The sequence below is a fragment of the Maribacter sedimenticola genome (assembly GCF_900188415.1).
GTDB lineage: Bacteria > Bacteroidota > Bacteroidia > Flavobacteriales > Flavobacteriaceae > Maribacter > Maribacter sedimenticola.
Map to the genome: position 1 here is coordinate 569,508 of NZ_FZNV01000001.1, position 16,189 is coordinate 585,696.

Sequence of the window (16,189 nt, forward strand, 5' to 3'; positions counted from 1 at the left end):
TTGAATATTTTATTTGTTTCTAATTCCTATTATAGCTTTATATGAGTTGTAAAAGAGCTACTGCTATCAATTTCTAAGAGTATCTTTGCATACATAAAACGTTAGTGGCATAATGAAGAATTTATTGGAGTTATATACCCAGAGAGTAGCGGATTTTGAAAAACAGGTGGCGGCATACAACCAAAAACTACAGGGTTTAAGTACATTGCGGTTGTTGGTTTTTCTTTTTACCGCAGTAGCAGTTTATTTTGCCAGTGTAAACGCTAAATATGTCATTGGAACATTATTGATTGGCATTCCCTTGTTTTTGTACCTCGTTACCAAACATGCCAATGTTAAAAGCATGAAAGCAAAGGCCCAGGAGCTCGTTGACATTAACCTTCTGGAACTTCAGGTCTTGGAACGTAATTATACCAAACTTTCTACGGGTGCAGAGTTTAAACAAAGTGCACATTTTTATAGCCAAGATATTGACCTTTTTGGAGAAGGTTCATTTTACCAGATCAGCAATAGAACCAAACTTTTGGAAGGGAGCAAAAAGCTTGCGGACATTTATTTGGAAAATGCTATTGAGGGTATTGAAGAAAAGCAAGAGGCCATAAAAGAAATAGGTCATATGATAGATTGGCGCCAAGAATTCTCGGCCATGGCATCACTAACCAAAACAGAGACTTCTACACAGACCATAGTCCAATGGCTGGCAAATTATGTTCCTTTTGTGCCTAAGGCAATGCAATATATACCATTGGTGTTTTCCGTGTTGTCCATTACCGTTTTCTTGGCCTACTTTTTTGATTTTATACCAGAATCGGTTTTAATCTTGTGGTGGGCTTTGGGGATGATCATTGTAGGGTTGTTTACAAAAAAGGTTATGAAATTGGGCCAAGATGCCACTAAATTGAAGTCTACGTTTGATCAGTACAATCAATTGTTGGCCATGATTGAACGCACCACTTTTACATCAACATTATTGAAGGATAGGCAAGCTAAAATTATTAGTAAGGGTGAAAAAAACTCCAAAGTGCTTAAAAAGTTTGCGACGCTCTTAGGTAATTTGGATCGTAACAATAATCTCTTGTATATTTTAATTGCAAACGGATTTTTTCTGCGCTCCTTGGTAGATTGCCTAGCTATTGAGAAATGGATTGCGGCGCATGGCCAGGAAGTTCATAATTGGTTTGAGACCATAACCTTTTTTGATGCTTATAGCAGTTTAGGGAACTATGCATTTAATCATACTTCGTTTACCTACCCTACTATTACAAATTCTAAGGAAGTGTTACGTTCCAAACAGGCAGGACATCCATTATTAGATCCAACTAAAAGTGTGTTGAACGATATTTCCATTGATAGGGGAGAATTTTTTATCATCACTGGGGCGAACATGGCCGGGAAAAGTACCTTTTTAAGAACGGTTTCCCTTCAAATTATGATGGCAAATGTGGGACTTCCGGTCTGTGCCGAAGCAGTGAACTATTCCCCTATTAAATTAATAACGAGTATGCGTACCACAGATTCCCTGACCGATGACGAATCCTATTTTTTTTCAGAATTAAAACGCCTGCGCTATATTGTTGATGAAATACAAACAGACCGTTATTTTATTGTTTTGGACGAGATATTAAAAGGTACCAATAGTACCGATAAAGCCTTGGGGTCAAGAAAATTCGTAGAGCGTTTGGTTAAGAGTAAATCTACGGGTATAATTGCTACACATGATTTGAGCCTTTGTGAAGTGGCCACAGCATATCCTACCGTGAAAAATCATTATTTTGATGCCGAAATCATCAATAACGAACTTCATTTTGATTATACCTTTAAAGATGGTATCTGCCAAAATATGAACGCCTCCTTTCTTTTAAAGAAAATGGGTATTGTAGAATGATAATTACACGGTTTATTTTCTTTACGAACAGATTATGACACTTTTAATGGTACTATGGATTCGTTAACGCAAATTGTTCTAGGAGCGGCCGTAGGCGAAGCTGTGTTAGGAAAAAAGGTAGGGAATAAGGCCTTGTTATACGGGGCCATTGCAGGGACTATTCCAGATTTGGATGTTGTGGCCCGTTATATTTTTGATACCGTTACTGCCACGGAAATTCACAGGGGGTTTACCCACTCCATATTCTTTTCAGTTCTGTTTGCACCTATATTTGGATGGTTGGTATGGAGGTTGAATAGGAAGGAAGAGGCTACATGGAAAGACTGGTCATGGTTGATGTTCTGGGGTTTGTTTACCCACCCTATTTTAGACGCCTTTACCACATGGGGTACCCAATTGTTCTGGCCCTTTTCTACGCGTCTTGCCTTTCAAAGTATTTTTGTAATTGACCCTCTATATACAATACCGTTTTTAATATGTTTGGTATTGATACTTTTCAAAAAAAGAACATCGGTAAAACGTAAGAGATTGGTTCGCCTAGGGTTGATCATCAGTAGTTCATATTTGGCCCTTACCTTACTTTTAAAAGGAATGGCATATCAGAAATTTGAGGAGGCTTTAACCTTAAATGGTATAGCATATACAGCAATGAATACTAGACCGGCACCTTTTAATACCATACTTTGGATGGCAAATATTGATACCGAAGAGGCCTATTTAATGGCGGATTATTCTTTTTTTGATAGGCAATCCATATCATTTAAAGCGTATCCTAAAAATCATAATTTATTGGGTAATTTGGTTACAGATGATAAGGTTAAACGGTTAATTGCAATAACTGAAGGATGGTATACAGTAACGGAAAAGGAAGGAAAATTATATATTAACGATCTACGGTTTGGATTAATTAGTATGGATACTACCGAAGATCAATTTGCCTTTAGTTATCAACTTAATGAGACCACAGATGGACTTACCGTAAAGGAGATGCCAAAAAATAGGAAGGATGCTAAACGTTTAATGGCTTCTTTGTGGCAACGAATTATGGGAAACTAATTGTTTAAAAAGGGTAACCTATGGCAAAATTCAATGTCATATTGTTATCCAAATCGCTAAAAAATGGTGTATTCCAGCGGTTGTTCTTAGGCAAGTAAGGAACGCGTAAGGGCGATGCCAAATCTAACCTGATCACAAAATTTTGAATGTCCAAACGCATGCCAAAACCAACCCCTACGGCAACTTCTGTCAACCAGTCTTTTTCAAATTTTCCATCGGTAAACAGGGTTTGTGAGAATGTACTGTTCTGTTGGTCAACCTCAAGCTCAGAATAATCTCCCGTTAACCAAACATTTCCCGCATCAATAAAAAATGCGCCTTTTAAATAGGAGAATAGGGGAAATCTATATTCCACATTGGCTTCCAGTTTTAAATTCCCGGAGCGATCAAAATAGTCCGTGGAGGAATTTTCTGTTTCAGCATTGAAATTTCCTGGACCTAACGAGCGTATATTGAATGCACGCACACTATAGGGGCCACCGGAAAAAAACTGTTTTACAAACGGCATGGTTTCACTATTGCCGTAAGGAACGCCCCAACCGGCATACAGTCGTGATACCAGGGTGCGTTCTTTTTGCCATCGCATATAAAAACGTAGATCTGTAACTACTTTAGCGTACTGCGCAAATTCCGCCCCAAAAATTGTATTTGAACTACTGATCAAACTAAAAAGATTTCCTGCCAAATCTATATTGGTAGAAAAATACAAGGGATATTCCTTTCCAATATCGGAAACTTCATCATAGGTAAACCCGTACATGAGTCCGGCAATAAAGCGTTGGTCAAAACTTCTTCTTAAGAACGGATTATCATCCAGAATGGTCTGAAATTCATCAGTGACATTTGAGAGTCTTGAGTAATTTATGCTTATCGGGTCCAATTGATGAAAGACATATTGATTTTCTTTCCAGGTATAACCAAATGATGAATTAACGGAGCTTAGCGTAAATAATTGACTACGTTGTAGGAAGTCCAGCCCCAATGAGATTTTAGTTTTGGGTACGGCATATTTAAATCGTTTTGGGGAGAACGGAATGGATCTTGGAATGATCAGATCTGCCTTTACGCCCGCAGCAATACTGCTAAGATTGGAATTGTCTCCGCTGGACAATTGGGCCTCATACGATAAATTTGTGGACAGGCTTAGGGTTTCTCCACCATTGAAAAGATTTCTGTTATGATAGGTCAATACCAGCCCTGGTCCTGTAAATCCGTTAGATTTTGATACCGTCTGTAGCTCTGCCCGTACGGACCGTTTTGTCAACGGTGCCAAGTATATGTCCGCGGCCAAGGAACCCCCATCACCATCGGTTGCGGTTGTGTCCAGTTCCGTGTATTGAATATTTACAAATTTGTAGCTGCCCAGGGCGGAAAGTCGGTTACTTGTAAGTTTGGAACTATTGGCATCATATAAATCACCTTCATTGAACAGGATATAGGATTCCAACAAGCTTGGTTTAAAATAAAGCTCGTTCTGTACAAAGTCAATACCGTCTACCTGAGTGGTATTTTGGGCGGATAATGGTAACGTATCCCCTTCAATGGAATAATTGGGATATACCGTAATAGAATCAATGGTATATGGAATGGCCGCCCTTGAGGGTACGTCTTTTTTAAGCCTGAGAAACAGGTCAAATTTTCTGTTCTGATATTGATTGGTATCGGCTTCAAATATCAATAAATCTTCTTGGCTATTATAATATCCTTTTTGTTTAAGGCCATTGTTAAGACGTGCCCTTTCTGCTTTTAACAAGTTAAGGTCAAAGCGGTCTCCTTTAGATAGGACCGTTTCCGGCAACATTTGTTCTATTTCCTTATAAATGGGTAATGAATCTGTTTCTAACGTATAGTTTTCCAAGACATAAGGGTCTGGCAATACAGCGGAATAATCGACCGAGGCAAATTTACCCTCCATTTGGGTTTCAGAATCGGTACGGCTATAAAAAAAGCCATTGTTGTCCAATCTGTTTAGAATCAATTCTTCTACACGTTCTGGATTTACCCTTGAAAAATAAACAGGTTCTTCCCCAAAGGATTTGTTCAGGAATCTATATATAAACCCTGGCTTTTTACGTTGAGCCTTATAATGAAAGAACAATGCCGGTTTCATTCCTAAAAATGTGGTATTGGGATTGGGTTCTATAAGATTGTACAGTTCGGTTCTTACTTCCTTTAGGTCTTTTATATTGCCGCCGGTCTCCAGATCTAATTGTGCGCCGGTGTATAATTGTTCCCCTTCCGGAATAAATTTTTCTATGCCACAGGAAGCTAAGAGCAATATTGCTAAAGCATATAGTAATTTATATGTGGGTAATTTTTTCAATATGATACCTTAGTTTTTAACATTTTTATTCGTTGTATCCTTTTTTGACTTATCATCTTTTTTTAAAGGGCTGAACAATTGACTGAACTTGTTGAACTCACGGTCAAAAATAAACGCAACCCCCGTTACAATGAGCTGTCCGTCAATAATATTTTGATATTCTTGCCTTCTAAAGCCCTTAAGTCTATAGGTTCCTTCTTCGCTTAACAGATATTCCAACGTAACGTTACCAATAATAGGTGTGGCCGTATCAGAAGAAGCCGCGCTACCTTCTACATCCACGGCACTACCGGCGGTTACAATTAACCTATCATCAAATAATTTTTTACTGGCATTGATATTGAGTTGAGTACGGTTTTGTGCACTACCTGTCTCATAATCTTGGAAACTGTCAAGATCAAACCCAAGTTCAAATCCTGTATTGCCCAATAATTTATTGGAAATACTATTAAGCTCACTGGAAAGCACTTTGTTTACATTGTTTCTGGCAATGGTTATTGCACCGCCATTGCTGCCATCACTACCTGTTGTAGGGTAAAAACGATTTAGGGCCAAAAGTGAAAAAACTTGCTTGTTCAGTTCCGATTCTTGCTCGTTCAATTGCTGAATACGACCATACACTGCACCTCCAAAATTGCCTTGCGCCTTTTCTGGCATATCCAGACCAAACGAAAGTTCGGGTTCTATAAGTTGTCCATCAATATTCAAGTAGACCAGAAATGGTGCAGATTGTTGGTATTTGCTTGATACCCCTGTATCCTGACCATAACTTATGGCTGACATTAACGGTGCTGCGGAGGTTTCAATTTCATAAATTGCCGTAACGTCCATTTTGGCATCATATGGGTCACCACTCCATACGATGCTGCTGCCTTGTTGTAATTGAAATTCCCTGCTTACCAAGTTATACAGGCTGGTGCGGTAGAAACCGGAATTTAATTCTAACCTGCCCGATAATCGTATATCTTGGTTTGGGTCAATATTTAATTTAAGGGTGGCATCACCGGATGCCTGTAGTTTATCTTGGGTTTTTTCATCCAATACTATAGTAAAGGTAGCTTCATTGCCTATTTCCAATGTGGTGCTTATATCCATTCCGGCAAAAAAGGAACTTGCCGCTTCACCATCATTTCTGGTTAAAATTGCATCGGGATTGTCCCTGTTTACAAATATGACCACCCCGTCACGTTCTTGAATATCCAATTGGTTCTGTGGAACTACGTAGGTAAGGTCCGTAATATCCCTTATACGTACCTTGCCGTTAATGACCGGCATTTCTAGATTTCCGGTAACATTTACATCGGCCTTAATGCTTGCAATGCCATATACAAGTTCGTCATCTCCTTTTTTGGAGTCAAGTATCCTAAATCTTTCGGTTTTGAGGTTCAAGTCAAAACCGGGATTAAGCAGGTTTTTGGTGAGTACCTTACCGTTTAGGGACAATGCGCCTTCATTGGCATCTGTTAAAGTAAAATTATTAAAGCTAATATTGTCCTGATCTAGGTTCAAGGACTGGTCGTTAATCTGTAATGCGGTATTGTATGCGGCCAAGTTTAATCCAAATTCGTGAAAATTTAAAGAACCGGAATATTTTGGTTCTGATAACGTACCCCCAACAAGCATGTTACCACTAAGGTATCCTTTGGGGTTTGAAAGAAATTCCTTTGAAAAGCCTTGTATAACAGCGGCTTCCAATCTTTTAATATCCAATTTAAGATTTAGGTCGGCCGTTTGTTCCCTTGCCGTATAGTCACCCGATAATTTTAGTTCTGCGCCACCATCCGTTAAGGCCATATTAAAGTCATATTGCGACAAGGATTTGGAAGACGCATCCAGCGTTAAAGTACCTAGCGGATTTTGCAGCACCTGAAAATCCATAATATTGATATCCGCAACAAGACCAGAAGCGGCATAAGGGTTTATGATCATAAAATCACCCTCTATCTTGCCTTTTGCCAATGCTTCATCTGGATTAAAGAGACTTAAAAAAGTCTGTAACTGGAAATTTTGGAACAAAATTCCAATATGTTCCTTTTCTACGTTAGGAATAGCGTTGGTAACCTCTAGTTTTTGGCCATTTCTGTTCAATATTATATTTTGAAATTGGGTCTGGTTCTCCGCAAGCATTATCCTATTGTCTTCAGGAATCTCCCATGGTTTTTTGTTCAGGACCAAGTCGGTAGGGTCTATGCGTAACGTTAAGGTATCTTTTTTAAATATCAAGGCAGAAGCAATATGCATTACCTGAACCGAATCATTTTTGGACACAAAGTCCAATAACAGTTCCTTGTTTTTTAAGCGTCCTTCAACATAGGTCTGTTTTAAATGTATGGGTTCATACAACAAATCTGCAATGCCGGCAGAAAATTTAAGGTCTAGGGAATCTCCTTTTACATAGGCGTTTAAACTATCTACGGAACTACCCGCATAGGACAAGTGCGGAATGTTGGCCTGTGCCGAAATAAGTTGTTTTCTGGAATTAAAACCGGCATCTATGTTCAAGGAGTCCAATTCTTGAATTCCGTTTAAAAACACTTTGGACAAAATTGGGGTGGGTATTACCGCCAAGTTTAGTTTTGCCTCGATAGAATCTTCTGGAGTATAGGCCGTTGAATCTTGTGAGAAATAATGTTCCAACTGCTTTTTCAATGCTGTTGTAATACGATTGGGAGATGCATTGGAGGAAAGTACTCCGTTTATAAATCCACTTTTAATGGAGACATCGGTAATAGTATCCTCTATATGCCCCTGCAGGTAAATGGTCGCTACTTGATATTGTTCATTGTCCGCAATGGCTATACCGTTATCTATGGTCGTATTGAAATTGAAGTTAGCAGGTATGCCGCTATAGTCCCCATTAATATTGGCTGCAATTTTAATATTGTTCCTAGTAAGCCCCAATTCCTGTAGGTCCGCGCCAATAATTGTTGAAGAAAATGAAACTTGTTGCCGTTCCGTTGCCAACTTTAAAACAGATGTAATGTCCATATTTAAGTTTGGGTCTTTTATTTTGGCGGAAAGGGTACCATTGCCATTTTTCATGTCGCCATTTATTCCGATATTTTCATATGAATAGCCGCTAAATTGAAATTGGGAAACCGTACCCTTAACTTCGGCATTTATATTGGATAGTTCCGAACCCGAACCTTTTGCACTTAGGGTCACTGATAGTTTGCCCAATTGTTCGTTCTTTAATAGTTGATTGAGTTGTAAACTATCTATTGCTACATTACCGTTAAAACGTAGCATATTGCCAAAATTAATTTTAGCGCTTACATGTGCCGACCCTTCAGGAATAGTGAGGTCCAAATTGGGATTTATCCAGTCCATACCACCGGACAAGCTTCCTGTAACAAGTAAAGTATTGGGAATTGAAATACCTGTTTCTTTGGACGATATAAATTTATTTAAATCCTTGTCAGTACTCTTTATGGTAATATCGTTCAAATTGTAATGTAATGAATCTGGTACTGTCAGGTTGCTCACGGAACCAGATGCCATAAGGTTGGTGTGTGGTCCCCAGCGTAGGTCCGTCATAAAAGAATCTACCTTTTTTAAATTGCCTTGGGCATTGAACGAACCTATAATGGGTTGTACGGACAATGAATCTATGTATGGATTTTGAGCAAGTGCGGGTGCAAAGTGTTTTACATCATCCAGTTCTAAAATAAGGTCGGATATTGTGGCGGATAGCACACTGTTCCGCGGATTTTTAAAAACTTTTGCCAAGGACTCAAATTGAACGTTCATTGTGGCATTTGCCGAACTCTGGTTCAATTGTAGGTTCATGTTACGTAACTCGGCATTTGTGTCCGTCAACCCGGCTTTAAATGCCAACTGGTCTAAACGTATACCACTTGGTTCATACAATGAGAATTGTTCAACCTCTAAATTAAACTGCTCTTTTTGATATTTAAAATCCGAGCCCTTAAAATTTAGACGTTGGATTTCAAATGCATTTGGGTCAAAACTGTTAGTGCGACTTGGTGTATTGTTTAAATTATAGGTGAAGGTATTTTGTTTAAGGTCTATGTTCTGCACGTCTAAAATAATGGCAGGCCATTGAAAACCTTCCTCAATACTTTCTATTGATTGATTATTTTGTGCTGTAGTGATATCTAGTTGTACTTGAGATTCATAAAGTACTACATTGTTGCTTTCATATTGGCTGTTGGCAACATTTGCCAACATATCCGTAAGGGTAAGTGTTCCTAAAGCAATTTGGGCTTTAAGGCCATCGGGAATGGACGAATACTTTATGTTTACATTCTTTACATTGAAATCATTGGCCTTAATATGGGGTAGGGTTGTGCTTGTTGTATCGTTCGTTTCTGGAAAGGGTTGTGATTGTAAATAGGTGACCTGGGTGTTATCCAACGAAAAATCATCCAACGAAAAAATCATTTCCTCTAAATTAAATTCGGAAATATCAAAAAGCAACCTACCCAATGCCAATTTAATTTCTGTACCTAAATACGCGTCGTTACTAGTAAGGTTCCAATTGGTTAGGATTGCATCTCCTATGGAAATTTCCATAGGGGTAGAGTTTGTGGTTTTAGTACTATCTATAGGAGTTGCAAAGGCATCTATTAGAAATGAAAAGTTGTATGCCTCTGTATTCTTTTCTCTTTTTATACGGGCAACCACTCCGCTGGAATGTATATTATCTATAGAAAATTGGTTGTTGAACAGGATTGGGGAAATAGGTACATTGGCCTCCAAGGAAGATGAATATAATAAAGTATCTCCCTTGGTGTCTTCCAAGTAAATGCCTTCTGCCTGTACATTTCCGGAAAAGGTAAGGTATAGCTTATCAACTTTAACCGTAGTGTTCGTTTTCCCAGATACGTAATCGGTAATTTTTGAAACGATTAGATTTTGTGCCCAAGGTGTTCTTATGACCAATACCAGAATAAAAAATAAAACCAATAGGCCGAGTAAAATTTTCCCGAAGCGTTTTAAATAGGTAAGGATTTTATTTTTTGATTTGGTCATATGGGAAACGATTAAACGCTAATCTTCTATTGTTGGCCTTCATGGACCGTTATCCTAGCTGTACCATAAAACCGGTTGTTATAATCAATAACAGAATTATGATGATGATAAGGTTGTAAAAACGTCGCTTCTTTTTCTTCTCTTCTTTAAGTGATGACATAAGGTTGACAAAGTTAAGACACACGCCATATAAATTTAACTTATTTGAATTTAAGATTGTCTACATGGCTAATTGAACCGTTTTTTTGCCATCGTACTAGATGGTCCACAAATTCGTCGACACTTATTGACAATTTATCTATAGTAATTTTGGTTTGGGCTTACAATGAGATTTTGGTCTGAGAAAGCAGATTACTTTTGGAGTGTAATTAGAAACTAACACATAAAAGGATACGTAATTAAAGCAACGAATATGAAAAGAAGTTTAGGATATTTTGAAACAACGACTCAAGAAAATGTATATGAAATTTCTAATATGCAGGTGACCAACACCGAATTAATTTTAGAAACGATTATTAGTTAATTAAGGTAGTTCCCCCAAATCCTTAAAAGGGCCAATAGCAATATTGGTCTTTTTTCATTTTAGGCCTTTTACTTGGGTGTCGTGGAAACTATTGGCCTGTAAGCGGAGCAATTCTTCCGCCTTTTTCTTTTTGTAGCCATAAAGTTCCTCTTCTCCCTTTAAGTCCTCATAAATTTTTTGATTGATTTCCCCATCTGTAGCAAGAATTAATTTTCGTTGTTCTAATTTTTGGGTCACCCAGGTAGCAAGTATACTTTCCTGTTCCTCCAGTTTTATATCATATTCGCCCTTAGGGGCCAATAGTTTGGCAATGATCGGGGAAGTTTCAATGGCCAGGAATAGTAAGAAGATAAAGAACGATGGCAACCAGGGTAGCTCGTTCAAAGCTGTAATCCTTGCCATTAATCCGTCAAAACCATCAATGATGGGTTGGCTTTCTTTAACGACTTCTGCATACTCCGTGTCCAAAGCGGTAATCTGTGTTTCTAAACCGGTTATTTTCTCTGAGTTTGTTTCTTTAAGAGCATTTAATTCGGCCAAGGCGGCATCATGTTTTTCGCGCTTTTCCGCATATACAGGTCCTTTGCCCAAAAGCTTGGTACCGGCCGTACCTTCTGCTTCGTTGATGTAAATGTCGTAAAGTGCATTTGTTTGGGCCTCTTTGGTAGCTATTTCTGTTTTTAATGCAGAGATTTCTTGATTTAGTCCTTCAATTTTAGGGGTGTATTGTAATGCCAATTGTTCTTTGTTGGCCAAGGTCATTTCATTTTTTTGTTCCAATAACACCTGATTGATTTCCTTTTCAAAAATTTTCATTTCCAATGGCTTTGAAATAACTATGGCAATGATAATGGCGAGGATAATACGTGGTACGGCCTGTAAAAATTCTTGGCTAAACGTATTTCTCTTCTTTATTGTGCTAACAATATAACGGTCTAGGTTAAAAATTAGAAGCCCCCAAATAAGACCAAAGAATATGGAGGTGTACACATTGTCAAATACCGTATAAAGGGCGTAGCTACTGGCAATGAATGCCATTACCGCCGTAAAGAATACGGTTGCGCCAATACCGGCGTATTTATTTTGTTCGCCTTTGGAACAGGTTTGTAAAAGTTCGGCATCTGCTCCGGAACAAAGGATGAAAAATTGCTGTATCATGATGATTGATTTGTTTTTGATTGATGAACGTCTATAATGGGTGAACGTAACTATTTTGTTTTTGGTACGCAAAAAGCCCTCGTAAAGAGGGCTTTAACATATGTTTGACGTTATAACTATTCTATTGTTATAAGTTTCAATTAGTTTTAACCTATGGTAACTTGTTTTTTTACACAGGAAATAAGGTGACTTGAACTTTTTTAAACTTTTTTTACAACCTTCCCATCTTCCAGTTTGTACATTTTGGCACTAGGTGGGGGAGGTAATATTTTTGGAGCAGATTGTTTTTCATTTTCAGATAAATACATATAAGCTTGAAACATGGCCTGTTGAATTTTATTAAATTCTGTTTGTTCAAGTTTGGACAATGCTAAATAACCTACTGGGTAATCTATGTTATTTACTTTAATGTAGTTCAATAATTTATTTCTTTCCTTAATATAAGTGTTGACATTTTTATTAGTTGAAGCTTCTTGACCGATACTAATTAGAATAGGGTCTTTGGTTATTTTAATAACCTGCTCACCATTTTTGGTACGCGAATCTATATTCAATTCTTTGTTGTTCTTCATAAGATCTATGGCTTTGTCCGAGGAGATATTGTCTCCTTCATACATAAACGTGGCGCCCTTTTTAGCCATTTCAACCACAAAATCCAAAGGAGATTTAGGAGCTGGTGGGGGCGGTGGAAGCGGGATATTACCTTTTTCCTCTTTTAAAACTTTTGGAGCCTTAGGTTCTTCTGGAGCCTCAGGTGCTGGTGGTGGCTCAGGAAAATCTGGAAAAGGCTGTGCTGACTCTTTTTGTTTGTCGGACATGATGCCATAGATATAGGTCATTTGGTCTACATCTGATTTTAGAATTCTAACGTTGCCATTTTTTCCTAACATTTTATTGTATTTTTTGGCCAATGCATTGTATTGGGATACTTGTTTGGTAGAGGCATTTTTTTGCTGGTTAGAGCTTGAGGGGTCGTTATTTCCTAAGATGTCAATAGTTGCAACGCCATAATCCGATAGGATTTTTTCAACTTTTTTTATAATACCCTTTGGTGATTTTGGGGTAATTACGATATACGAGCTTATGGTCTTTTTTCTTTCCTCCATAGCAATATTAGTGTTGTACCGTGCTAGAAAGTTAGACAGATCCTTAAGTTCAACATTATAGCCGTTAACCAATAATGCCCCCTTGTCATTGATATTTATCGTAATTTCCTTAGTAGACTTTTGCTGTCCATGCTTGGGTAAACATTCTGGAAAAGGTAGGGCCTGTGCTTTCTGCTCCGCACTTAGACTGCGGTAAATGGTTTCTAGTATCTTCAAGTCTTTTAAAGGAATAATCCTTTTTTCAATTGGTATGGCATTATATTTTTTGGCTAAGGTGTTGTATTTTTTAAAATCTGAATTAGAAAATTGACCATTTTGATGATTTAAAAAATTTTCTAATGACGTGAATAGTGCAAAACTTGCATTATTTAATGAATTTAAAGGAGTCATGCCTTTTATGTCTGATCTTTTCAAAACCTTATTTACAAGACTTACCGGGATAAATTTTTTGTTATCTATAGCAATGACATCATTTTTTGAATTTACTTTAATCCATCCGGTGTCACTAACTAAAAACAAATTGTCATCTATTTCAATAACAATGTCTTGGTTGTCTTTTTTAGCTCTTTCAATTTTTTTATTGAATTCAAATTGTCTTTCTGTCTTGACGAAATTTGCATATACAGATTCATAGGAAAGATCTTGAATGTTTGTATATAAGTCAGAAAATTCAGGGGCATTTGATTTGTTTTCCTTCAACCCAATAATAATACAGGATGCTATTTTACCATTTAAATTTCCCCAATGTTCTTTTTGATAAACTTGTTTATAACCATTTTTTGATATCAAATATTCAAACATTATTTCACCACTTTCCAAATTATCAAACTCAATATTATAATAACCTTTGGAATCAGTAGTTGAGATTAAATTTCCAAATTTATCATATAATTTTGCATGGGATATAGGGGATAAAGTTTTAGAATCTATAACTAATCCAGCGACTTCTACTGTTCTTGTGAAATCTTTTAAATTCGCACTTGTTTTAAACCCCTCTAGCTTTTTAAGCTCTTTAAATTCAGTTTTAGTTTCACTAAAGCTTAATAATAATATAGCCAGTATAGGTAATAGAAATGTACTTCTGAGGACAATGCCTTTTCTTGATGTTTCTTTTTTCATGACTGTAAATCGTTTTTTGATTGATGAATAATTGATGGCATTTGCCAATTGTGGTTCTACGGCATTTGATGAGAATGCCAATAATATTTTTTGATAATCGCTTTTTTCTAGTCCGTTGTTCAATACGGCACTATCCGCTAAAAATTCGTGGTTTAATTTTATTGATTTTTTAAATAGATAGATAAGTGGGTTAAACCAGCATACTATTTGCAGTATTTCCAATACCAAAATATCTATGCTATGTTTTTGTTTTGCATGTGTTTCTTCATGTAATAAAACTGCGGGCGGTATTTCATTTGCTTCAAATTTCTGTTTGTTCAAAAAGATATAATTGAAAAAGGTATGGGGTACAATTTGTAACGATAATAAAACTTTTATAATGCTATTTGTCTGCTGCTTGGGATTGTTCTGTATTGTTTTTTTAATCTGATAGAGATTCTTGAAAAATTTAAGGCTAAAGAATAGAACGCCTAGAACATATATAGTAAGTAGGGACCAATAGGTATAGTCTATAGATGCTATACTAGGTGCGTGGTAAGTTTCTAAACTATAATCCTCTGTTGGTGTAAAGGAATTGGAAATGGGTTCTATGTAGATTACCTCAGTAAAAACAATGGCCGGTATTACAAAGCTACAGGCTATTGCGGCCAATAGGAAATAGCGTTTAAAGAAATGCATGCTTTCCTTTTCCAAAAATAATTTGTAAAAGGCCAGAAATATGGCCATGCAGGCAGCGGATTTTATTAGGAAGGCTATCATGGCTACTTTTTTAGGATTTCACTATCTATTAATTTTTTCAATTCTTCCAATTCTTCTTTGCTTAAATTGGTTTCTTGGGTAAAAAACGACGCAAACTGGCTTGCGCTATCGTTAAAAAAATTTTTGATCAGGCCGTTGACATGCTTAGAAAAGTAGTCTTTCTTCTTTACCAAAGGAAAATATTCCCTGCTTCTGCCATGCGTGGTATAATCAATAAATTTTTTATCCGCCATTCTTTTTAAAAGGGTGGCTATGGTCGTTGTTGCCGGTTTGGGCTCTGGGTATGCATCCAGCAAATCTTTCATAAATGCTTTTTTCTGTTTCCAGAGGATATTCATCAATTCTTCTTCTGATTTTGACAACTGCATTTTCTACAAGTTTAGAATGTGTTCTACAAACATAGAATAAATATTTTAATTCTACAAATGTAGAGTCATTTTTTTTGCCTTAGGGATAGCAGTGGAAAGGCCGTATTTGCCATTAGGCAAAGCGTACTTGCAACGTATAGCCCGGCCCCAATTCTTTGGGGAAAGGTCCTAACACCCCATGAAAAAGATGTAAGTTTGCTATAAAACAATCAATAATGAGTGTATTATCTGATCTAGAGGCGCGTAGCGGTACAACATGTGAACTTTGCACGGGTACGCAAAATTTAGAAATTTTTGAAGTGGAACCGGTTTCTATAAGTGGTGTTGATTCCAGTATCCTGGCATGTGAGACATGCCGTACCCAAATTGAAGATCCGGAGCAAATGGACCCTAACCACTGGCGCTGTCTAAATGATAGTATGTGGAGCCAATATGATTCTGTAAAGGTGGTTGCATGGCGTATGCTGTCTAGATTAAAATCTGAAGGATGGCCAAAGGACCTTTTGGATATGATGTATTTGGAACCTGAGGTTTTGGAATGGGCAAAGGCCACGGGAGAAGGTATTGCAGAGGCCGATAAAATTATTCATAGGGACGTAAACGGGGTTGTATTACAAAACGGCGATAGTGTTGTTTTGATTAAAGACCTTAAAATTAAAGGTTCTAGCCAAGTTGCCAAACAAGGAACCGCAGTACGAAGAATTTCGTTGGACCGTGAAAATGCGGAATATATAGAAGGTAAGGTTGGGCCTACATTGACCGTTATCATTACCAAGTATGTAAAGAAAATTTAATAGCTGGTAAGTTAGGACTCCTATCTTATAATTAGTACAGATATTATATAACGCCTATGTGCGTAAAAAAAGCAATCTGTAAATTAGATTCCCTAAGCTTACA

General features: G+C 37.3%; 8 protein-coding genes. 3 read left to right on the plus strand and 5 right to left on the minus strand.

Going from position 1 to position 16,189, the window contains the following annotated elements:
- Nucleotides 1-112: 112 nt before the first annotated feature.
- Nucleotides 113-1,885, plus strand: coding sequence for a MutS-related protein (locus CHB68_RS02370; protein ID WP_089259182.1), 1,773 nt, complete (start codon nucleotides 113-115; stop codon nucleotides 1,883-1,885).
- A 54-nt stretch (nucleotides 1,886-1,939) separates the two neighbouring features.
- Nucleotides 1,940-2,941, plus strand: a complete 1,002-nt coding sequence (locus CHB68_RS02375) for a metal-dependent hydrolase (RefSeq protein ID WP_089259184.1) — start codon at nucleotides 1,940-1,942, stop codon at nucleotides 2,939-2,941.
- A 4-nt stretch (nucleotides 2,942-2,945) separates the two neighbouring features.
- Here CHB68_RS02375 and tamL read toward each other — a convergent pair whose 3' ends face one another.
- The 5 genes from tamL to CHB68_RS02400 form a co-directional block, all read right to left on the minus strand.
- Nucleotides 2,946-5,264 carry a translocation and assembly module lipoprotein TamL gene (gene tamL, locus CHB68_RS02380; protein WP_245838761.1) on the minus strand — a complete coding sequence of 773 codons (2,319 nt, stop codon included), beginning with the start codon at nucleotides 5,262-5,264 and terminating at the stop codon, nucleotides 2,946-2,948.
- 9 nt (nucleotides 5,265-5,273) lie between these two features.
- Complete coding sequence (locus CHB68_RS02385) at nucleotides 5,274-10,259, minus strand: translocation/assembly module TamB domain-containing protein (RefSeq protein WP_089259188.1); 4,986 nt, start codon at nucleotides 10,257-10,259, stop codon at nucleotides 5,274-5,276.
- Nucleotides 10,260-10,836: 577 nt separating this feature from the next.
- Nucleotides 10,837-11,940: a DUF4407 domain-containing protein gene (locus tag CHB68_RS02390; RefSeq protein ID WP_089259190.1), complete on the minus strand. Its 1,104-nt coding sequence runs from the start codon at nucleotides 11,938-11,940 to the stop codon at nucleotides 10,837-10,839.
- 200 nt (nucleotides 11,941-12,140) lie between these two features.
- Nucleotides 12,141-14,924 (minus strand): M56 family metallopeptidase, encoded by a 2,784-nt coding sequence (locus CHB68_RS02395; RefSeq protein ID WP_089259192.1) that lies wholly within the window; start codon nucleotides 14,922-14,924, stop codon nucleotides 12,141-12,143.
- Between the two features lie 2 nt (nucleotides 14,925-14,926).
- Entirely contained in the window at nucleotides 14,927-15,292 is a 366-nt protein-coding gene (locus CHB68_RS02400) for a BlaI/MecI/CopY family transcriptional regulator (protein WP_089259194.1), read from the minus strand.
- Between the two features lie 215 nt (nucleotides 15,293-15,507).
- Between CHB68_RS02400 and CHB68_RS02405 the strand changes: the two genes are divergently transcribed.
- Nucleotides 15,508-16,086, plus strand: a complete 579-nt coding sequence (locus tag CHB68_RS02405) for a PhnA domain-containing protein (protein WP_089259196.1) — start codon at nucleotides 15,508-15,510, stop codon at nucleotides 16,084-16,086.
- The last annotated feature ends 103 nt before the right edge of the window (nucleotides 16,087-16,189 follow it).

What these genes read in the sequence shown, in the direction of transcription:
- CHB68_RS02405 (WP_089259196.1), top strand. Translation starts at nt 15,508, where the DNA reads ATGAGTGTATTATCTGATCTAGAGGCGCGTAGCGGTACAACATGTGAA.
- CHB68_RS02385 (WP_089259188.1), bottom strand. Translation starts at nt 10,259, where the DNA reads ATGACCAAATCAAAAAATAAAATCCTTACCTATTTAAAACGCTTCGGG.
- CHB68_RS02395 (WP_089259192.1), bottom strand. Translation starts at nt 14,924, where the DNA reads ATGATAGCCTTCCTAATAAAATCCGCTGCCTGCATGGCCATATTTCTG.
- CHB68_RS02390 (WP_089259190.1), bottom strand. Translation starts at nt 11,940, where the DNA reads ATGATACAGCAATTTTTCATCCTTTGTTCCGGAGCAGATGCCGAACTT.
- CHB68_RS02370 (WP_089259182.1), top strand. Translation starts at nt 113, where the DNA reads ATGAAGAATTTATTGGAGTTATATACCCAGAGAGTAGCGGATTTTGAA.
- CHB68_RS02375 (WP_089259184.1), top strand. Translation starts at nt 1,940, where the DNA reads ATGGATTCGTTAACGCAAATTGTTCTAGGAGCGGCCGTAGGCGAAGCT.
- CHB68_RS02400 (WP_089259194.1), bottom strand. Translation starts at nt 15,292, where the DNA reads ATGCAGTTGTCAAAATCAGAAGAAGAATTGATGAATATCCTCTGGAAA.